Genomic DNA, 21,295 nt, shown 5'->3' on the forward strand with positions numbered 1-21,295 from the left:
TTTTAGAATCGTATTAATTAGTTATTTGGAGATAATGATGTTGCAAAAAATTGAGGAAATAAAAAATTTTAAAAAGGCACTAATAGACATTCATTATAATACCTGGCTCGTTTTGGATCTCGATAATACCGTTATGACGCCTCGAGTAGCATTTGGGGGAGATGCCTGGTTTGAAGGATTATTTTTCCACGTCTCGAAAAATAAAATTGAACTTACAATTGCCCAACCTTCACTCATGTCCGTTTATAATACCGCGCAGCATTTCGTTCGCACCGCTGCAGTAGAGCCCGAGATTGTTCGCATCATTAAAGCACTACAAGATATTGGCATTCCCATCATTGGATTAACTGCCCGCGGATATTCGATCCGCCATCAAACACTGAGACAGCTTGAGGATATGGGTGTCGATTTTTCGCGGAACAGTATTGTTCCTGACGATGGCTCATCTTGTGAGGGAGGTGTCATTTTTTGTGATGGAGGTGACAAAGGAGAACATTTGAATTCATTATTTTCAAGAATAAAACGTATGCCACGACATATCGTAATGCTTGACGATAAGAAAAAGCACTTAGAACGAGTCATGCTGGCGTTAAAGAGTCATGGAATCCTTTTTACTGGTTACCGCTACGGTTATCTTGATGACGAAGTGAAAAAATTTAATATGGAAATTGCCAATCTGCAATTGGCCCACTTATGGAAATGGCTATCAGCAACCGTGCAAGAAGATGTTAAAAAATTAAAACTTATTTCTGAAGAACTCATTAATGACCTAAGTCCATCAATTGACTTAGAGAACTTTTTTCTCCCATCCCATCCACTGCATCCAACTAAATTGCATTCCGATGAGAAGAAACCCAAGTTACTGAAACGCTCTTCCAGTGCCCCATCTTTTTTCGTGAAGGAGATGCTTAAGGCGACCGAAGCAGAAGCTGTCCAGTCAATTGAGGTAGCACGTCCATCAACGCCATAGATACACCGAATAAAATGATAGAAAAGATACTTTTTTCAGTAGTATAGTATCTAAAAATAAAAGACATACCATGACAGTGAATGGGTTTACTTATTAAAATTTATTTTTTATTTAAATGAGAGCGATTATGTTAAAGGACTGGCAAATAAAATTTTCCAAAAGTTTTTCTCGATACCCAAATCTTTTTACTGAATTAGACTTTGAAGAACAGGATACTTTATCCGATTTGTTTGACTTATTAGAAAAATCCGGAACAGAAGTACTGGATGACGCTGTGGTAAGTCATCTTTTGGATAATTCGTCGTATATCTCAGAGTTATCCTATTTTATTACTTTAATGAGCCACCATCAGTGTTTGAATCGTTTGATGCTCAACCATTTATTCTCAAACCATTATTTACCGGATTTAAAAGTAAGTATTCATACACTTTCGCAGCGATTGATGCTCTCCAAAGACACCCTCTTTTTTTTATTCTCCTCAAGAAACCCTCAGGCTTGTGTCCAGTTTATATTGCGCGCCCTCTCAAAGGGAGTCGATATTGCGATAATTAAAAATTTTTTATCGCAACAAGTTGCCTTAGAAGGTTTGAATGATACGATAACCTTATTTGATTTGAGTCATTTCTCCTATAAAACTCAACATTTTCAAAAATTTGCTGACCTCACCTGGGTGCTTGCGAATCCTTTATGTCAAACTATTTTTGGTGCCAGGCTGCGTGGTTTTTCGGATTATTCCGTCATTACAGAAGTTTTAAATGATACTGCAGCCGATAATATAATCAAACAAGTAAGTTTGGCTCAAGGAGAAAATAAGGTGAAAATCTTTTTCGATTTCTTTACCTCCTTCCGCCCCTTTCCACCCAGTCCAAAATACATTGTTGAAGTCAATGTGTCTCATTGGGTAACTGCAGCTTTGACTCATTATTGCAAAGCAACAATTGCAGCAAGTACCAGCCCGCAAGATTTATTGCAAACTCAAAAGATGATAGCCACATTAAGAAAAAAAGGTGGGGATAAGGTTATTTTTGACAAAATTAAATATGAGGTAGCAAGCCACATTGAATCCGAAGATTTATGTTCTTCAAGAACATATGATGACCTTATGGAAGAAATATGGTCTGCGCTGAATCAACCACAGGTTCACTTAGAAACGTTTACAAATGATCTTCATCAAGCTAAAGGTTATGCTGGCTTTTTTGATGAAGGCTTAAGAAAACAATTTTCCACACAGGGGATGGATGGGGCACAAGTTCATGAAAAAAATCTATCCCTGTAAAGCATTTGGCTACAGTGAGGCTCTATTTTGGTTTTGAGCAAATACATAGGTCCCAACTAGTTAAGGAAAAATAATGAACCTCGATATCATTTCATATAAAGATTTGGCTCATCCTAGTGATTCAGTCAAAGACATAATCCAAACTGCATTATACACCACTGGCATTATTGGGGTGAAAGATGTGCCACAATTTGTCGAAAAATCCAAAGCATATATTGAAGCAGCACGTCAATTTTCCTCATTAAGTTTGAATATAAAAAAGCAATACGCCCCTGATCGGGATGCAGGCCTGACTGAAGGATACGAATTGGGTGCAGAACAGTTTTTAGATCAAAATGGTCAATGGCAAACGGATGATAAAAAAGTCTCCTTTTATGCGTTTGTGCCTGATCACAAACGTAATCAATGGCCCAATGAAATTGACATCAAAACACCCTATCTGGATTTGGGTGAATTAATGTTTGAGACAGGTAAAAAAATTTTAGATTTTATGGGGTTAAACGAAGGTGTTGGGCTGCCGCTTGACCATTTAGTGGGTTATGGACGTATGTTGCACTATTTGGCAGATGACAGCATACAAAATCCTAACTGGTGTGGCGCTCATTTAGATCATGGGGTATTAACCGCACTGATGCCCGCATATTATTTTAGGAATGGAATCGAAATTGATGAGCCGCAAGATGTAGGACTCTATATTATGCCTTCCAACAGTGAGCGGTTTGAAAAAATTGATGCTGCCGACAAATCAATTATGTTATTTCAAGTAGGAGAGTTTCTACAGCTCGCATCAAATGATCGAATTCGTGCGACGAAACATTTAGTGAAAAAAACCACAGGTTCGGTTGAGCGTTTTACATTTGCCTTATTCTTTTCCGCACAAGATGATACCGCCATTTTAAGTCACTCCGAATTAACTCAAGATACAAGATATCTTGAACATAAATCCTCGGATGGAAGCATCTGTTACGGCAAATGGGAAGCCGCTTCTTATGAACGATATCGCGCACTTTAGACGTAAGTCGGGCAACAAATTGCCCGACGAGAGATTAGATCTTAAGTCCAGTATTTTCGACTTCATTTTGCGGCGATACTTTTCTTTTTTCATCTGCATGAGCAAATATTGACATGACCGGAGCGCACTCATATGAGGATATTAAGGTACTGGCATGAATTAAACCTTCCTGCTTTAGAGCTTCCCAGAATTTAGGCGAGATGGGTTCAAGAGCATATTTCAAAGAAGCTCGTAGTTCATCCGGTGTTCTAGCACCCACAACGACTTTCTCTACCTGCGGATGCATGTGTACCAATTGCATTGCAGCATGGGGGAGTTCGACACCATATTGGTTACATATTGATTTTATTTTTTCGAGCTTTTCCAGCTGCTCCTGATTGGCTTTTTCATAACGAAAAAAATGATTGTTCTTTTGACCGCTTAAAAGACCTCCACCATAGGGGGCAGCAATATAGAGTTTGATGTTTTTTTCTTTACACAGGGGAAATAGTTCATCCAGAGCAGTAAAACTAAGTAAGTTATAGCAACCAGCCAACATAATGCGATCGATTTTAAAGCGGCCATCTTGAATCAACTTAATACAAATTTCTACATCATTGGAACCAATTCCAGCAATATCGATTTTTTTCTGATCTTTTAATCCAGCGAATGCAAGGTACCCATTTTGAATAAAGGACTCATAATGCATTGTAAATTTTTCTCCATGAGTCCCTTTGTCTATATCATGTAAATACAAGGCATGAACATTGGATAAGCGCATCCGCAATTGACTTTGGCTGAACGATTTTTCGATGCCGTCTTTGCTGTAATCAAAAAACTGTGAAAAATCACTCGCATTAGTAAAACCATTGCTGCTTTCTGATGGTTTATTGGGGTCAATAATGCGGCCTGCTTTCGTAGAAATCTTTACTCGGGCCCGCTCTTCTGGAGATAAGCAAAGCAACGCCACACCCAAAACATTTTCCTGGGCTCCATTTCCATAATGGGGGGCGCAATCAATTTCCTCAATACCGTTTTGTACAGCAAGTTTCACTGTGTCTATCATTTGGAGCACAGGAACTTCTGCGCTTCCCCAATGGGCAAATCCAAGAACCAGTTTATGACGTGGCATGATAAATCCCTTATGTTTCCTTGAAAATAGATGGAGTATCCAATGATAAAAATGAGGCGTCAAGGGGTTAAATTATTTATTGATCCGCAACCCATGGACTGGTCAGTCAAGCCCGGCGTTTACCATATTGACTCTGATACAGGCTTAGATTCATCATGATGATCCAATGCCACAAAATGCATTCCTGTTTGAGATGGATGAACACTTAGTAAGAACATGAAGGTCACTGGGCTTACAGCCCAGTATACGATTTACCGCTTCGGAAATTTGATTCTGGAACAAATTTTACTTCTTGAATAATATTCTTCATCTACCATAAAACGATTAGGCCATGTATGCCCGACCTGCGGGCGCTAATCAAAAAATATGACTTCCCCAGAAGCAACATCATACAAGCCGCCAATAATTTTAATGGTTCCTTCATTGGTTAGTTCTTTTATAACCCTGCTTTTATCAAGAATATTTTGGATGCTATGTTTTACATTAATTTTAGCGACTTCATTGACATAAAGGTGATTACTCCCGTTGCGATTTTCTTTGAAAGATTTTTCCAGGTGAATCGCGGGTTTTATTTTATCCAGAAGTTGAGTCAAATATCCTAACTGGGCATCATCACATGCTCCCTTTATTGCACCGCAACTTGTGTGGCCAAGCACCACAATAAGTTTAGATCCGGCTATTTTACAGGCAAACTCTAAACTACCAATAATGTCATCGTTGACGATATTACCTGCAATCCTGATACTAAAAATGTCTCCAAGACCTTGGTCAAAGATTAGTTCTGCTGGTGTTCTTGAATCAATACAACTTAAGATCGTAGCAAAAGGGTATTGTGCTTCTGCTGTTTCATTGACTTGCTGAAGAAGATTACGATTAAATCGCAAATTTTGAATAAAACGTTCATTTCCTCTTTTTAGTAAATCAACTGCTTCATCGGGAGTAATACTAAGCTGATCTTCTTTTTTAAGAGTTTTCATATCGATTTCCTTCAATTAACGTTTATTAAATTTTTTATTAGTCGGAATATTTTATAGCAAATAATTCAACTTAAATGAAATTACTGGAGGTAATTGGATTTTATATTCATTCTGTATGCGTAGTGCATTATAAATATCTTCTCCAAACTAGCAAGAGTAGATTGGGGGCTAGATAGCCGCCAATTTTTTGCTAATACGAAAGGCATTTCTTTTTTTATCTTCGAAATCACTTGCAGTTGCATTTTTATAGAATGTTTGTGTGCTAATAAAATTTCTGTAATAGATTCTTTTATAAACTTGCATTCGTGGGGAATAAATCCCGTAAGGTCGATAAATTTTCATTGATGATTGAATACTTTTTCGCAAGTCTCCTTAACATTGTACAAACTAGTTAGTATGATATAGCTTTCATTAGCAACATGTCGGTCAATTTTTCTTCACGCCCGATGTATGAAAATAATGGATGTAAATCTAGACTTATTAGAAATAAGTTTATGTCGTAATTATAGGCAACAGGACTCCTTCACATAATAGTTATGAAACTAAAACAACACGCATTATTCGCTGCAGTATGCGGCAATTTTATCGAATGGTATGATTTTGCGCTTTATCTATTGCTGGCGCCCATTTTAGCAAAGCATTTTTTCCCGCAAACTGCGCAACACCTGGCTTTATTAGGCACATTGACGGTTTATGCCGTGAGTTTCTTCTTTAGACCATTAGGCGGCATTTTGTTTGGCTATTTAGGCGACCGTTTTGGACGACGATTTGCACTCCGATGGTCGATTACCGGCCTAACCAGCTTGAGCATCGTTTTGGCATGCTTACCGGACTACAGCCAAATTGGTTCCTTTGCAACGATTTCCTTATGTTTATGCCGTATTGCTCAAGGATTGTGTCTCGGTGGTGAATTTGCTGGAAGTATGATTTATTTGTCTGAATCTGCAGCCCCTCATCGACGCTCTTTTTTTAGTTCTTTAAGTAATAATGGTTCAAATCTTGGAATCATGATCGCCTCCATGAGCACCATTGGTTTAACTGCCTTATTGGGAGAAGCGTCCGTATCGGCCTGGGGTTATCGGGTATTGTTTTTATTTGGTGGGTTGATTGGAGTCATTGGTTTTAATTTTCGGGCTGATTTAAAAGAATCGTCTGAATTTTTAGCGCATACTTCAAGGGAGAAAAATCCTTTAAAAACCGTACTAAAATATCATAGGCCCGCATTATGGCGTTTGTTTTGTGTTGTGAACGTCGGCGCAGTGGGCAGTTATGCTTTGATGGGCTATGTGAGCACCTTTTTACAACAAGAATTAAACTATTCTCTCAACGAAGCAGTGCAATATGAAACATTATTTATCAGCTTCAGTCTTATTTTGGTGCCTGTATTTGCATTGTTCGCTGATTATTTAGGAGCAAAAAGATTATTGGTTTGGTGTTGTTTGCTGTATCTTGTCACCGCCATTCCTGTATTTTATTTCCTTTATATATACCAAGAACCATTTTTCTTGATGATATTATTCTTGGTTTATAGTATCGAGGAAGCTTGCGTTCCTGCTTTAATGCGCGAATATTTCCCCGTACATCTTCGATACACAGCGGCATCATTATCATATAATCTAAGCATGGGTCTTGTTGGTGGGCTTTCGCCAGTTCTAGGTCATTTTTTAATAGCCAACTTGCAATTGCCCTATGGAATCGCTTATTTGTTAATCGGTGCAAGCTTGTCAGCACTGTGGGGTTTACGCTTTCTATCCTTTAGAAATATAGCAGTAAATGATTGTTCATCAGAAATCCTGTAGCATTTACTCTATTTATAGGTCGGGCTACAAATTGCCCGACTGGTCATTTACTGATATCTATTCGCCAAATCATACAATGCCTGGCCACTCACCCTATGCACAGTCCATTCATCCATAGGTTTGGCTCCCAATTGCTTATAAAAGTTGATTGCCGATTTATTCCAATCTAAAACCCACCACTCAAAGCGTCCGCAACCTCGCTCGACGGCTAATTTGGCAAGATAAGACAACATTTTTTTCCCAACCCCTTGTCCTCTAGCATCCGGGGCCACATACAAGTCCTCTAGATAAAGACCGGGTTTGGCTAAAAAAGTGGAATAATTATGGAAGAATAAAGCAAAACTGACAGGTTTTTCCTCTATGTAGCCAAGGATAACCTCTGCATGCGCTTTAGAACCAAATAGAGTTTCTTGCAAATTTTCTTCTGTCGCAACCACCTCAGCCAATAACTGCTCATACTCTGCGAGTTCTTTAATCAGTTGCAGAATTAAAGGGACATCTTTTTCAGTGGCAAATCTAATTTTAAGGTCACTCATCATTACATCACACATCATTTCCCCTCACAATAAAACCAGCATAGCAATTGCTTGCATCCAGGATTTTTTAATTATAATTTCAGAATTATCATTATTAAAGCAACGAACTCTAATTAATCGTTTCAATAATGGCAGCAAAATAATGAGGCTGCTCAAGCCGTTTATACCATGCCAGAGTTACCGGGTTGAGGTACGCTTTTCCCTCATTCAGAATATGTAAATCTCCATTTTTTATATAAGATTCTGCGAATTCCTTGGTCAATACTCCATAACCAAACTCGGCAATAAATAATTGGGCAATACTTTCTGTATTATTCACAAAATGTCGCTCCGACTGAATTCCATCGGATAACCCAAATTTCTTTAGATAAGAAAAAGTCATTTGATCCGAACTATCAAAATCGATTATTTTTTCATTCCGAATAATTTCAGATAAATTGCGATGTTTCCAGTTTGAAGAGCAAACTAATAAATAATGCTCTGGGGATAAAGGCTTACTTTCCATTTCTTGAGTAACTTGTTCTGGCCTTATTAAAACAAAATCCACTGTACCAGATTTCAAAGCAGGGGTAAGATCAAAAGCATCATCGATTAAAAATGACCAATGCAACTTGGCGTAATTTTTAAAAATAGGTTGGCATTGGGGAATAATTCTTGAACGGATAATACTGGAGGGGCCAGCAATCTTTATCCGCAAATCAGATAAGATGCCAGCCCCCTGGATATTGGCAAGCACCTCGCTTCCCATTTCAATGATTCTCTGACAATAGCGGTGCAACTGCTCACCCTCTGAAGTCAACAGCATGCCCCGGCGGCTGCGGATAAAAAGAGTAGTTTTCATTTTTTGCTCCAAGAGACGCAAACGTTGCGTTACTGCAGTTTGTGTTAAAGAAAGTGATTCTGCAGCAGCATGAACTGTCCCTTTGCTAACAATTGCTTCAAAAGCCACTAATTGGGGATCAAGTAATATCAAAATAATTCATCAAAGATAAAAAATAATGAATTATACGCATCATCATATCTCCTTTACAATATGCATCTAAAGAGAACAAATGTAACCTTTATATTTTTTATGTGGAAAAGGTTCAAAAGCAGGAGTAGATTATGTCTAAGCTGAAATACGCAAGTAGTCCAAATTACGCAAACGCGCACTCGGTTCTATTCAGCGTCAATACACAGTGCGCAGGAACTGCGCCTACATTTTCATCAACATCGGATCGAAATGTATTTTCTGGGGATTTTATTCGAGAGGTTGATAACAGATTATATTCACTTCCAGAAAATTTTAAATCAGGTAACCAACTTTGGGATGAAGGTCACTTCGCCATACCAGAACCTATTCTTTCTGAAGAAATCCAATTGGTTTGTTCAAAATTTGGTACACTGATAAAAAATAATAAAAAGCCCATTTGCCTGGGTGGGGATCATATTATCAAATTTGCTGCATTGAAAGCATTGGATGAAATTCTTCCAGGTCAGTTTGGCGTTATTTATCTTGATGCCCATCCTGATTGTGAAGCTCAAGATGAACTATCCTATAGCTCCATTCTACATCATGGCTTCTTGTTGCCTTCATTAACCCCGCGCCAAGTGATGCTCATGGGCATAAGACAATTCACTGAAAGTGAAGCTGATTCTTTAGCCATATACAAACCAAATATAGGCATTATCAGCGGTAGTGAATTTGCGCACGCTAATCTTGAAACCATGACCAAAAAAATTATCGCGCAATTTGCTGGTCTTAAGTATCTTTATTTTTCAATTGATCTTGATGGACTAAACCCCTCTTGTGCGCCAGCGGTCGAAAGCCCTTACCCCGGAGGCCCAAGTATAGATCAAGTAATCTACTTAATTCATCGATTAAGGAAACATTTCAATTACATTGGCATAGATATTTGTGAATTGATTCCAAAACTAGATCATAATCATATTACAGCATTATCAGCGGCACGGATAATTAAAGAATTCTATAGTGTTGCGTGATCCCTTTTGCTCTCACTTGTGCTAAATTTTATAACTGAAAGAATTAAGTTGTGATAATCGGATCTGATTAATTCACATCGATTTTAACCATTGCGCCTGGGCTGATTAAATTGCCCAACTTAATGATGTCCCAATTCGTTAAGCGAATACATCCATGGCTTGTAGCGCGGCCGATTGTTTCAGGATTATCCGTGCCATGGATACCAATACCCGATTTATTCAAAGCCATCCAAACGACTCCTACCTGATTATTAGGGCCTGGGGGAATATTAAAAAAATGCTTGCTTCTTTTTCCTTTATTGAGCATTTTTTTATCATATCTAAACCAGGGTAAATAAGTAATATTGACTACTTTCCATACCCCTTTGGGTGCCGGTAGCTCAGAAGACCCTGGAGTAATGGGAAATACTGCCAGAAGGATGTCATTATCATAAACTCTTAGAAGATGTTGTTTGGTATTTATTTTTATCACACGTTTTGTGAACTCAGGCTTTTTCTTAGTCAGCACCTTGGGCTTAAGTTTTTCAATTATAAAAGGTTCTACATTGGGTACCTTAAGCACATCTCCTACTTTCAAATCATTGAGATTTTTCTCGGCATTGAGTTTTTTTAAAAGTTGTAAAGTTGTATGGTAGCGCTCTGCTACAAACTCTCCATAACTTGAGTAAGGGATATATTTTTTTCGGGATTGTTGCTTGGGCGATGGCGGTACTTTTCCAATAAACTTTTTATCCGGTTCTTTTATTTTATATTGGGTGTAAAGTGGATGGATAGAGCTCTTCGAGTATTTTAAATTAACCTTGTCCTCTTCAGACAGTTGATTTAACAAAGAAGACACAAAACGAGTATACTCCCCATCCACTCCATCGATTTTACCGGGGCTAAAATTATTTTTATCCAGGTAAATTTGCAGTTTTATATTCTCATCTGTAACCTGAGGATTTGCTGTAGTGATAAACGAGGCAAAAAATAAAATCAAACATAGGATTATTCTCTTCATAGTTGAAGTTTAGTACATTTTTCTTCCAATCCCAGCAACTGACATCATAAATTAGCCATTAGATGGAGAAAAATTATTTACACTTGCCTTATTTTTGTTATTTAGTTTAAAATTAGCCCACATGTTTATTCACCATTGGGAAACCAGAAAATGACTATGGATCCTGTAGTATTCCGCACTTTATTAAGTCAATTGAAAAAAAAATTTGATGGAATGAAAATCATAGGGGATGCTTTTTTTTTGAACCAAATGAACCAAACTAATATGGAGAATGAACAGGATGTAGAAGAATTAAATCAATTATGGGATACTTATGAAGCATTTTATAATGATTATATAGATTTAGTTCAGACAACGCTTCCGATGGAAGATCTTGCTCCTCCCCAGAGCCGGGAACTTGATGCTTATTGCAATGAAGTCATGGATCACTGCGCAACCATGAGAAAAAGCGTACAACCTTTTGTAGATCGATTTCAAAAAAATCAGCAAACACGATTAGGATTTATTTTCAGTTCGGATAACAGCTATCCTTTTTTTCAATCGCATAACCCCGTTACCTCTGAAGATCCTGGCTGTCAGAATACCACCCAAAATACTTTACACTAAAAACCAATGCGCCAACTCAAAGGATAGGCCAGACAACCAATTGCCCGGCCTATCCTGATGTTAATAATCGTCTGGGATTCTATTTTTTTCTAACTTTTTATGGGCTGCATAAAGTTTTTTATAAACCTCATCGTTTTTTACTTTACGTAAGAATTCAAGAAAAACTGCTGCGGATTTAGCTTTCTCTGATTGTTCTGAATGTTCCTCTTGGGGCTGTTTTTTATTGTTAACATACTTTCTTCCGGAGGAATGATTGGCATAACGGCGCGAGCGGGTGAATCCCATTTGTAAAAATTTTCGCGCCATATCCATTCCTACAAAATCATTGACCTTTTTGTAATTTAAAAACAATTCATAAATCCTGGCTGCAGAATCTTTAGCAATTTCTGGTGTTTTAAAACGCCAGTGCGGCAGAATTTCGCTTTTATAGGGTTCCGCGATAAGCACGCCCTGCTCCCCTTTGCCAATACAGTACTGTTCAGGATTTTTTCTAAAATCAATATGACGATATTTTTCAGCGTAAGATGTGGATGACATATAGCTCACTTTAATAGATTATGGTGTGTATTGAGTTGGCTTTTACCTTTATTTTAGCAATGAGAGCTTTGAAACAATGCGGTAAAGATTTATTATTCTATTTAAAATAATAATAAATTGATTTACTGATGCAACTTTTAGCGACTTACTTCTTAATAATTTATTCTACAGTTTCATTCTCTCTAGGTTCTGATTTCAGGCCACAAACGATTTCTACAAGAGAGATAACCGGTTTTCAATCCTATCCTACTAGAGTAAAAAAAATGATTGAAATAGGTCTGGAATTAACCAAGCGAAATCTTACCTATCAATACGGTTCTTCTGATCCCAAACAAGGAGGTATGGATTGCTCAGGAACCATGTATTATCTTCTAACGCAAATGGGGGTGCAATCCGTTCCCCGCTCTTCAGATGACCTGTATCAATGGATAAAAAGTAAGGGCGTTTTTTATTCGGCTAATCGGGGTCTAGAGTACCTTCGGCCCGGTGATTTGTTATTTTGGACAGGCACCTATTCGGCACCCGGTAATGCTTATGTAACCCATGTCATGGTTTATATAGGAAAAAATCGAGAAGGTGAGCCCTTGATGTTGGGCTCGAGCAATGGAAGGACGTATCAAGGCAAAAAAATTTATGGCGTCAGCATATTTGATTTTTTAGAACCTCATTCGACATCCAATCCTCACTTTTTGGGCTATAGCTGTATTCCCGAAGTAAGTTGCTAAAGCATATTCTGCGATTCAAAGCTGCCCTGTCTATACGCGATAGTTCAGCCCAAAGCTTAATTGATTGCTGTATACCCGTGAAAACCTTGTCGGGGCACCGTTAGCAGGAGTCCCGTTTGAGGCAATTGTGTCGTATTGCCCACTATTGGTTGTTCGGCCTATATTGAGAAAACTGTAATTGATATCAATGTCTAAGTGCTTCGTCATCCTGAAAAGACCGCCTGCACCGACTTGCCATGCAAATTGTGTGGTCGTACTCCCAAATTCATGTTGAACTGCCAAAGGCCAAAAAATAGTATTTGTTGTGTTATGTGCCGCACCTAAACCGCCGCTGAGATAAGGTTCGATGCGTTCATTCATGGGTAGAGGATAAGATAAATAGCCATTCAACATGTAAGTATAGGTGTCTATATGTCCGTGTGCTGTTTCATTACCATCGTCAGTTACGGAAAAAGGTATATCGGATATTTCTTGAAATCGAAAATCAGTTCGAAAAACAGGATTGAAACGATATCCAAGGCCTAATGAATACCCCCACTTATTACCAATGGAAGCTGCGGGTGCATCAATTGCGTCTGGAGAAAAAAAAGAAGCAGTTTCTGCTCGATTAAAATCCAATGAATTGTAAGTAGCAAGCCCTACTAAATAAAAACCGTTCCCTTTACTATAAGCTATAGGCCCCATATCGCCAGCATAAACAGGAAGTATTGCTACCGAAAACAAAAAAATCCCAATTTTTTTTAACCTAAAATGCATTGATGACACTCCATGTTAGATAATTAAATGATAAATACGGCCGTGATTTTTTATAACCGTTTAGTCTATAGTTAGCAAAAAATTACTTCTAATACAATAAGCAAAAGTAGGTAGGTTAACAAATAGAACGTTAACATGTGGCGAATGAAAAACTTTAATTGTTGTGTTACGCGATCAAGGCTACGACGAGGTAGAAGGGTTTAAATTTAGGATTTGTTTCGTCTGCGGTGAATTAAAAAATAAGTAGACATCTCCCCTACTCCTTTAATTAAAATAGTTCCTCTTTTTTCAAAAACAAATTGGTCTTTAAGAAGTTGATAGGTCGCTTCACTGACATGGATCCGGTTCGTCTCGCCATGAGACTCCATACGGCTTGCCAGATTAATTGTCTTTCCCCAAAGGTCATAGGCAAATTTTTTCTTCCCAATAATGCCACCTACAACGGATCCCGAATGTATCCCTATACGTACTTGAATGGGAATAGAAGAATCCCTGTTTATTTTTTCTATCCTTTCAAGAACGCTACAAGCAAAATTTGCGACGACTTCTGCATGGAATTGATTGTCTATTGGAGCACCTGCCACCGCCATATAGCAATCACCTATTGTCTTTATTTTTTCAAGGCCAAAATGATCTGTAAGTTCATCCATAGCGGAAAATATAATATTCAACATATTAATTAATTTCCCAGGAGTCAACTTATCCGCTAAATTTGAAAAATTAACCATATCGATAAATATCGCGGTGATTGAAGGAAACCGTTCGACAATTGTTTGCTCCCCTAACTTTAAGCGTTCTGCAATAGAACTTGGAACAATATTTAGCAACAAATCATCCGATCTTTTTTTGGCTTCTTTTAACTGTTCTAAATATAGTTTTTCTTTATCCCGGAGCATTTTTTTCTCAATGGAAGCTTCTACTCTGGCCTTAAAAATAACAGGATTGAATGGCTTGAGAAGATAATCATCAGCGCCCATTTCCAGGCAACGTACTACCGCATCAATTTCTTTAAGAGGAGAAATAACGATTACTGGAAGATAATAGTATAAGCTGTGACCCATTATTTTTTTTAATACATCGAAACCGCTGACCCCCGAAGTAATAATGGATAATAAAATTAAATCGTAATTCCCCTTATCTATATGCGACACTACTTTGGATGCATCACCACAAGGCATGGCATTAAAACCATAATGATGCAATCGGCGTATCAGTAAATCTCTGGCCATTTCATTATCTTCAACAACCAGAATGGATCCTTTAGAGGGAGAAGGCCTGTATTTGATTTTATGATCAAGTGGGGGAATGGAAATGATGACATCATGAATCACAATATTCGATTTTTTAAATTGCGCTAATAAATCAGTACCCTTCCATTGTATTTGTGCTAATTTGTTGATTTCATTAATATAGCTGATAAATAACTTTGCTGATTTAAGAATTTTTTCTATATCTTTAATAAAATGTTCTTGCTCGGCAGGGAGCTCCTCCAACAATAATTCACAGTAGCCAATCACGGAATTAAGCGGCGTCAATAAATTGAATTGCAATTCACTGTTAAATGTTTTTAAATTAAATTTTTTGGTTTTACGAAGATTCACACCAAAGGTTAATACTTCGTCGACACGATTTTGTAACAGTTTCCCTGATTGTAAAATTTTAGTCAGATCATCTTCATACTGACTGAGCTTATAAAATTCAAGTTCATCAATTAAAATTTCCGCATAGCCAACGATGACGTCAATGGGGGTTGAAAAATCACTACGTAAACTAGCAAATAACGCCTCCCGTTCACGCATAAGAGTTAGGCTGCGATCTGGCTTTATGTCTTTACCTGAATTCATGACCAGTTCCTTTTGAATCCGATACTCTTAAGCTTTTTTCACCAGGCTCTCAATTTTTTCAAGAAGCCGGGGAAACTCAATCGGTTTGACTTCATATTCATCACAACCTGCTGCGACTGCTTTTTCTCGATCGCCAACCATCGCATGTGCCGTTAAGGCAATAATGGGAATAGTACTTGTTGCAGGATCAGATTTGAGTTGTCGCGTTGCCCCATATCCATCTAATACAGGCAAACTTAAATCCATTAATATGAGATCAGGACGTTCTGCCTTAGCCTTATCCACTCCTTTTTCTCCATCTACTGCACTGATTACATCGAATCCCTTTCGTTGCAAACGTCTTGAAAGCATATCAAGATTTAATTCGTTGTCTTCGACTATTAAAATCTTTATCGTCATTACAATTTCTCCTAACGATTTTTAAGCGTTTGTTCAATCTGATCCGTTATCGAAGCAATGAGTTGTTCGCGGCTATAGGAATTCTTTTGTAAAACAACCTTACTCGAATTCAGAAGAAACTCTCGTTCTTTTTGGGTTAACTCTTTAGCTGTAATTACTATTACAGGAATCTGAGCCCATTTTTCATTTTTTTGTAGTTCTCTAATCACCTCAAAACCATCCATCTCAGGCATCATTAAATCAAGCAAGATCAGAGAAGGGGGTTCTTTGGCCAAACACTCTAAAGCTTCACGGCCATTTTGAGCTTCCATTAAACTCCAACCAGACTTATTGATGGACCTTCGTAAAATATTACGTGCATCGGCTTCGTCGTCCACTATTAATACTGACTTAATTGCATCTGCAGGTAAGATGTGCTGAATCTTATCCATAAGTAGTTTAGGCTCAATTGGCTTACTGACATAGTCCACAGCGCCTAAGGCAAACCCTAAGTCTTTTTCTAAAAGCATTGAAACCAGAATAACTGGAATATTGACCAGATTAGGATCAGATTTCAAAGCAGTCAAAGTCGTCCATCCATCCATCATCGGCATAATCACATCAAGTGTGATGAGGTCTGGATGGTATTTTTTTGCCAGTGAAAGACATTCTTCCCCGTGGAATGCATGTAAAACGTTTATTCCAGCCTTATCTAAAGTTTTTTGTAGTATCTCATGTATTTTAGGATCATCATCCACGATTAATACAGTCTTAACTTCTTTTTTCTCATTAATTAAATCAGAAAGATTATGAGAAATTATTTTTTCCATCCCTACTGTACTTTTCAAGGGCAAGATAATGGTAAAAGTGGAGCCTTTACCATACTCACTGTGGATACTGACATCGCCACCCAAAATATTGGAGAAACTTTTAGTCAAATACAAACCCAAACCAGTGCCCCCAAATCGTCTGGTTGTAGAAGACTCTGCTTGAGAAAAAGCCTTGAATAAGTTACCTAACTGTTCTCTTGTTAACCCAATACCTGTATCACTCACTGCAAATTGCATGTAAGGCTTCGCGTCAATCACAATCGGTTTTACGGCCAACGTAATCGTACCTTCTTTGGTAAATTTGGCGGCATTGCTTATTAAATTTAACAAACATTGCCGGACTTTAACGAGATCGGTGTGCATGATATCCACATGAGGGTCGATTACATATTCGAATGTATTTAAATTTTTACTCATTAAAGGAGATATTATTGCCTCCAGTTCCTTTATCATTTCAGGTATGTGAACATCTTCCAAGAATACATCCATTTTTCCCGCTTCAATTTTCGATAAATCCAGGATATCGTTAATAAGGGATAATAAGTGTTTGGCTGAAGCCTCAATTTTTTTCAGATCATCCAAATAGATATCATGGCCTTCATCTTCCATTTCTTCTTTCAAGAGTTCACAATAACCAATGATCGCATTTAGGGGTGTTCGTAGCTCATGGCTGGTATTTGCAATAAATTCAGATTTTGCCTTATTGGCAACTTCTGAATCCTTTTTGGCTTCATTCAATTGGACCACCAATTGTTCTAAATTTTGATTGACGTTTTTCAGTTCCATCGTTCTGGACTCGACCAACTCGTGAAGATGCTCTTGAGTATATTGCAGGCTCTCCGCCATCAGGTTGAATGTTTTTACAACTCCATTCAGATCGGCATAAGGGGTCAAGTTTAAACGGTGCTCTGTTCCGATTTTATTTTTCGTGATGGTTTGCATTGCCAAACTGAGATTTCTTAAAGACTTGGAGATCGCATTCAAGAAAAAATAGCCCACGATGCTGATTAATAAGAGAATGCCAAGAGGCAAACTAATCATGATGATACGATTGGTCACGATGAGTTGATTGAACTTTATTAATGCTTCTTTTTTTAATTCTTTGGTGATTTTATCCAGATTTCCGAATTGTTTGGAAAGTTCTGCTAAGTTTGCTTGTATTTCAATATGATTTCTCTGAACTTGTGCCTGGAGGACATTCAATTCCTTCCGAAGAGAGAGAATGCTGCCCGTGCCCTGAGTCAATTCATTGACTACCTTGTCAAATTTATGGGTTAAGTCAAGAGAAGCCTGGTGCAATTCTGGATTATTCTGCAATAATTCATTCAGTTGCTGTAATTTATTGTGGATTAAAGGAGTCAATTGCAGCAGCTGATTGTGTGTTAAATTAACCAACTCGTCGGAATTTTCTTCATCTGAAATTTGTTCGATGAGCGCAATCAGTTGTGACAACTCTGTATTAATATTTTCATCAATACGATGGGCATCGGAAGCATTACTCAGGATTAGGTTATCCAAGGCTTCTTTCAAAACATCATTTTGTGAAAGTTTTCCTTGTTGAAAATGACTGCGTAAATTCCGTATGTTTTTTTTGTATTGATAAGTCAGGATACCACTTATATTTTCGGATTGATCATGGATGCTTTTTATTTGCTGGTCTATATTCATTTTTTTATTGGCCAGCTCTTTTTTTTGTTTTAAAAAGGATTGGGTCAATTTCAAGAGTTGATCATCAATTTTTAAGAATTTCTGATAAATCACTTTAAGATTTTGCAGAGCTTGCGCCACTGAGGATACTTTACTGGTAACCGAAGCCAGTTGTGCTTCCCCTGCTAAAAAAGTCTCCTCCATCGGCATTCGAGACTCCAATTTTGATAAATCTTTTTCTTCATGTGCTATTAAGATACTTTGTTGTCTAATTAAAAACTGTGATCGTGCATTACTCATTTGAAAACGGGCATTTTCAATTGAGGTCACAGTCAACAAAAGATTCTGATTTTGAATCAACTGGTGGTTTAGATACAAGGCAGCGGCGCTTAGAATTAGGGTGAACACGACGGTAAGAATATAAAATAACAGAAACACGTTCACCAATGAGAGCCTGAGTTTCCTATGCATTAATTATCCTTCCATTCTTTAATGAATTGGCGCAATTCCATCCAATCAAAAGAGATGTATTTTCCATTTCTTAGAATGGTTGGCCAAACCGTATGGAGTGCTTGATGGTTGTTTTTATCAAAACTAATGGGAATACCTATGCCAATATCTACATTCCGCATGCTTTCCAAAGTATCAACAAGCCCTTCCCGGGTGAGCTTATTGGTATCTGCAGCATGCTTTAGACCCAAAACAAATAATTTAGTTGCGAGATATCCTTCTAAGGAGATATAACCTGGAATCGCATCCGGGGCATATTTTTTAAGACTTTCCCGGTACTCTTTCACCGCCGGAAGATCCGAGTCATAACTGGGTACAACCTGGGTCACAATCACATGGCCATTACCGACTGACCCCAGCTCTTTTGCCAGGGTTTCGCTTCCAACAAAGGAAACATTCAAGAACAAGGTATTCGGTAAATCTTGAATAGCCATTTTGATAAATTTAGCTGCCGGAAGATACGGCGACACAATAATGATGGCTTTAGGTGTCTTTTTTGAGTCCAGAATTTCGGATAAACCCTCTTCCACATTGACCGTGTTTCGCGTAAAACGGCCATGAGTTAATTTATCTACATCGTGATAACCCGCTTCTTTCAAGGCTTTAATACCACCAAAATAACCCGAATCACCAAAAGAATCATTTTGAGTAAAAAAAGCGATTTCGTCCGGTTGGATGCCTGCCTCTAATAGCCCTTTTACCATAGCAGCAGTTTCTTCTGTATAACTCGCACGAAAGTTAAAGACATAACGATCTGGAGGTATTTGACGAAGGACTTCTGCTCCAGCATAACAACCATAGAGGAGTGTTTTTAATTCTTGCGCGATCGGTACAGATACTACGGCAGTAGGTGACCCCACATTGCCGATAATTGCAAGGACATTCTCCTGCGTAATTAATTTGCGCATATTTGGCGCAGTCAAAGAAGGTTCATACGAATCATTATAAACAATCAGGGTCACCTTTTGCCCCTTGATCCCCCCTGCCTCATTAATTTTTTTTAAATATAGCTGTTCCCCCAAGGTCATCCCTTGCCCAAGTGTTTGTGCCGGCCCTTCTAACGCAGTACTGCTTCCAATCTTAATTGGTTGAGCTGATGTGGTATTTTGTGCAAAAGACGCAGGAATACAAAAGAGCAGCATAAAAAAAATGCTTCTTCTGAATGAAAACAAAATCCTTCCTTTAATCATTTGCTTGTCCATTCAAAGAGGAATCTATGATTAAAAATTATAGTTGATTCAGCACAGGGAAACACCTCTTATAGATTAAATTTATGAAATAAAGCAATAAAATGCGTAAAAAGTGGTACGTCAAAAAAATTTTGCATCACTGACTATAGCCGATTTATAGTTCGCTTCGTGGCTCAACCTGGATAATAATTCAGCATCACCAGCGTGACTAAAGCCCCATCTGCGCCTCGGTTATAGGTTGCCATATCATAAAATTCCACCCCCCTAATGGCGAGCTTCGAATTAATCTGATAGGAAATGGAACCACCAAAAAAAGGATCGACATCGACTGAATTGGTATTTTGAGAAAAAAACGGACGAGGAGATACCGTAGTTGCTGTCAAATAGGTGGATATGACTGATGCCCCAGCGACCAAACTTAACCTTAACCTGCTTTTTGGGTTAACGGTATAAGCTAATGTACCGACTATGGATTTACTTGCTCGAGAAATTTTTAAATCATTGTTTATTTGGGAATGAGTAAACACCTGATTGTAATCCAATTCATAACTCAAGGGCAGGTTCAGCCCAAAACCCGACGAGAAACCAAAGCGCATCCCACTGGCATTGTTAGGAAAGGAAGATTGGGGTGAAAAATTTATGGTGGCCTGATCGGGTGGGTCTAGGGATAAAATATTGTCCTGGAACAATGTATGAACAAAGACATAGCCAGCTGTGATATAGAATGAGCCGTGGCAGTTCCAGTCTGCTTCATTACAGGTTTTTTCTTTTTCTGCAGCAAAAGCAATATGACTTACAACGAATAAAAATAATAGTATTATCGATTGGTAGTTCACATCTATCCTTATAAATTAACTAGCCTAAAACAAAAATAACCAACCCCAAAGAGGGGAAACTGAATTTAACATGTTGATAAAGGAGTAAATTGTATCATTTTTATAGGAGATAGATTCAAGGGTCTGAAGCAATTAACCTAAGAATTAATCTCAAATTTTAATGATGGTCTTGTGGAGCAACGCACCAGTATGGCTTATTGGATACCCATTCACAAACCAGATAAAGAGGACATAATTTTGCTCCATTATGTGTGCCTTTTCATTTCCTAAATGATATGTAACTTTAATTCAACCAATAAATTGTTGCATTTAAATAAGTTGCGAAAATCAACCAAAGGATATAGGGAAGAAAAAGAAGGCTCTGGATTAGGTTTTTATTTCTAAGTTTCCAAGATATATAGGAATTAATGCCGATTAATAGAAACAAAAAAATCAAACCCAACCCTATGAAATGGAATTGAAAAAAAATAGGCGTCCACAACCAATTCATAATCATTTGAGTTATAAATAAGAACCAGATGTTTCGGGAGTCTCGGTTGGGATTATTTCTTTGTTCTTTCCAGATTCTCCATCCTAAACAAGCGAGAAGAAGATAAAGCAAAGGCCATACGATAGAAAAAACAAAAGGAGGTGGCGTAAGTTCTGACTTAATGAGACCGCCATACCAACTGGATATATTATTTTTAGTGATGAATCCGAGTAAAAAACCAACTGCTTGAAATCCGACTATCCATCCTGCAACATGCAAAGATTGTTTTTTTTGCAAAGTTCA

General features: G+C 37.9%; 20 protein-coding genes. 7 read left to right on the forward strand and 13 right to left on the reverse strand.

The features are described from left to right. Nucleotides 1–37: 37 nt before the first annotated feature. From BU07_RS0111970 to BU07_RS0111980, 3 genes are all read left to right on the forward strand, one after another. On the forward strand, nt 38–970 hold the full coding sequence (locus BU07_RS0111970) for a DUF2608 domain-containing protein (RefSeq protein ID WP_084157880.1): 933 nt from the start codon (nt 38–40) through the stop codon (nt 968–970). 127 nt (nt 971–1,097) lie between these two features. Next, nucleotides 1,098–2,246 (forward strand): hypothetical protein, encoded by a 1,149-nt coding sequence (locus tag BU07_RS0111975; protein ID WP_031566361.1) that lies wholly within the window; start codon nt 1,098–1,100, stop codon nt 2,244–2,246. 73 nt (nt 2,247–2,319) lie between these two features. Then, complete coding sequence (locus tag BU07_RS0111980; RefSeq protein ID WP_031566363.1) at nt 2,320–3,258, forward strand: isopenicillin N synthase family oxygenase; 939 nt, start codon at nt 2,320–2,322, stop codon at nt 3,256–3,258. Nucleotides 3,259–3,292: 34 nt separating this feature from the next. On the opposite strand, the gene BU07_RS0111985 is transcribed toward BU07_RS0111980, so the two are convergent. Next, the gene (locus tag BU07_RS0111985) at nt 3,293–4,369 is read right to left on the reverse strand and encodes an aldo/keto reductase (protein ID WP_031566365.1); all 1,077 of its coding nucleotides are present in this window, start codon (nt 4,367–4,369) and stop codon (nt 3,293–3,295) included. 353 nt (nt 4,370–4,722) lie between these two features. Further along, entirely contained in the window at nt 4,723–5,346 is a 624-nt protein-coding gene (locus tag BU07_RS0111995) for a carbonic anhydrase family protein (protein ID WP_031566367.1), read from the reverse strand. A gap of 536 nt (nt 5,347–5,882) precedes the next feature. Here BU07_RS0111995 and BU07_RS0112005 point away from each other — a divergent pair. Then, the gene (locus tag BU07_RS0112005) at nt 5,883–7,145 is read left to right on the forward strand and encodes an MFS transporter (protein WP_031566369.1); all 1,263 of its coding nucleotides are present in this window, start codon (nt 5,883–5,885) and stop codon (nt 7,143–7,145) included. Nucleotides 7,146–7,192: 47 nt separating this feature from the next. Here BU07_RS0112005 and BU07_RS0112010 read toward each other — a convergent pair whose 3' ends face one another. Together BU07_RS0112010 and BU07_RS0112015 are read right to left on the reverse strand one after the other, a co-directional pair. Continuing rightward, complete coding sequence (locus BU07_RS0112010; protein WP_242601892.1) at nt 7,193–7,699, reverse strand: GNAT family N-acetyltransferase; 507 nt, start codon at nt 7,697–7,699, stop codon at nt 7,193–7,195. A 91-nt stretch (nt 7,700–7,790) separates the two neighbouring features. Continuing rightward, nucleotides 7,791–8,654, reverse strand: a complete 864-nt coding sequence (locus BU07_RS0112015; RefSeq protein ID WP_031566372.1) for a LysR family transcriptional regulator — start codon at nt 8,652–8,654, stop codon at nt 7,791–7,793. A 131-nt stretch (nt 8,655–8,785) separates the two neighbouring features. Here BU07_RS0112015 and BU07_RS0112020 point away from each other — a divergent pair, with 131 nt between their 5' ends. Continuing rightward, nucleotides 8,786–9,664: an arginase family protein gene (locus BU07_RS0112020; RefSeq protein WP_031566374.1), complete on the forward strand. Its 879-nt coding sequence runs from the start codon at nt 8,786–8,788 to the stop codon at nt 9,662–9,664. Between the two features lie 67 nt (nt 9,665–9,731). Here BU07_RS0112020 and BU07_RS0112025 read toward each other — a convergent pair whose 3' ends face one another. Beyond that, on the reverse strand, nt 9,732–10,643 hold the full coding sequence (locus BU07_RS0112025; protein WP_162173980.1) for a L,D-transpeptidase family protein: 912 nt from the start codon (nt 10,641–10,643) through the stop codon (nt 9,732–9,734). 171 nt (nt 10,644–10,814) lie between these two features. Between BU07_RS0112025 and BU07_RS0112030 the strand changes: the two genes are divergently transcribed. After that, entirely contained in the window at nt 10,815–11,270 is a 456-nt protein-coding gene (locus tag BU07_RS0112030; RefSeq protein ID WP_031566377.1) for a hypothetical protein, read from the forward strand. 60 nt (nt 11,271–11,330) lie between these two features. On the opposite strand, the gene BU07_RS0112035 is transcribed toward BU07_RS0112030, so the two are convergent. Further along, nucleotides 11,331–11,807, reverse strand: coding sequence for a DUF4385 domain-containing protein (locus BU07_RS0112035; protein WP_031566379.1), 477 nt, complete (start codon nt 11,805–11,807; stop codon nt 11,331–11,333). A gap of 128 nt (nt 11,808–11,935) precedes the next feature. Here BU07_RS0112035 and BU07_RS0112040 point away from each other — a divergent pair, with 128 nt between their 5' ends. Next, a complete protein-coding gene (locus BU07_RS0112040; RefSeq protein ID WP_084157882.1) occupies nt 11,936–12,532 on the forward strand; it encodes a C40 family peptidase in 597 nt (198 codons plus the stop codon). Between the two features lie 30 nt (nt 12,533–12,562). Here BU07_RS0112040 and BU07_RS17285 read toward each other — a convergent pair whose 3' ends face one another. The 7 genes from BU07_RS17285 to BU07_RS0112075 form a co-directional block, all read right to left on the reverse strand. Further along, nucleotides 12,563–13,288 (reverse strand): outer membrane protein, encoded by a 726-nt coding sequence (locus BU07_RS17285; protein WP_172459797.1) that lies wholly within the window; start codon nt 13,286–13,288, stop codon nt 12,563–12,565. A gap of 206 nt (nt 13,289–13,494) precedes the next feature. Continuing rightward, the gene (locus BU07_RS0112050; protein WP_051635567.1) at nt 13,495–15,132 is read right to left on the reverse strand and encodes an adenylate/guanylate cyclase domain-containing protein; all 1,638 of its coding nucleotides are present in this window, start codon (nt 15,130–15,132) and stop codon (nt 13,495–13,497) included. 27 nt (nt 15,133–15,159) lie between these two features. Then, complete coding sequence (locus BU07_RS0112055; protein ID WP_031566386.1) at nt 15,160–15,531, reverse strand: response regulator; 372 nt, start codon at nt 15,529–15,531, stop codon at nt 15,160–15,162. A gap of 11 nt (nt 15,532–15,542) precedes the next feature. After that, nucleotides 15,543–18,458, reverse strand: a complete 2,916-nt coding sequence (locus BU07_RS17030) for a hybrid sensor histidine kinase/response regulator (RefSeq protein ID WP_051635568.1) — start codon at nt 18,456–18,458, stop codon at nt 15,543–15,545. Then, nucleotides 18,458–19,687 (reverse strand): ABC transporter substrate-binding protein, encoded by a 1,230-nt coding sequence (locus tag BU07_RS0112065; RefSeq protein ID WP_031566389.1) that lies wholly within the window; start codon nt 19,685–19,687, stop codon nt 18,458–18,460. The genes BU07_RS17030 and BU07_RS0112065 overlap by 1 nt, the downstream gene beginning before the upstream one ends. A gap of 173 nt (nt 19,688–19,860) precedes the next feature. Next, nucleotides 19,861–20,523, reverse strand: a complete 663-nt coding sequence (locus BU07_RS0112070) for a hypothetical protein (RefSeq protein WP_031566392.1) — start codon at nt 20,521–20,523, stop codon at nt 19,861–19,863. 283 nt (nt 20,524–20,806) lie between these two features. Then, nucleotides 20,807–21,289: a TspO/MBR family protein gene (locus BU07_RS0112075; protein WP_031566394.1), complete on the reverse strand. Its 483-nt coding sequence runs from the start codon at nt 21,287–21,289 to the stop codon at nt 20,807–20,809. Nucleotides 21,290–21,295: the final 6 nt, after the last annotated feature.

Origin of the sequence: Legionella wadsworthii DSM 21896 = ATCC 33877, from assembly GCF_000701265.1 — a bacterium.
In the GTDB taxonomy this organism is placed as follows: Bacteria; Pseudomonadota; Gammaproteobacteria; order Legionellales; family Legionellaceae; genus Legionella; species Legionella wadsworthii.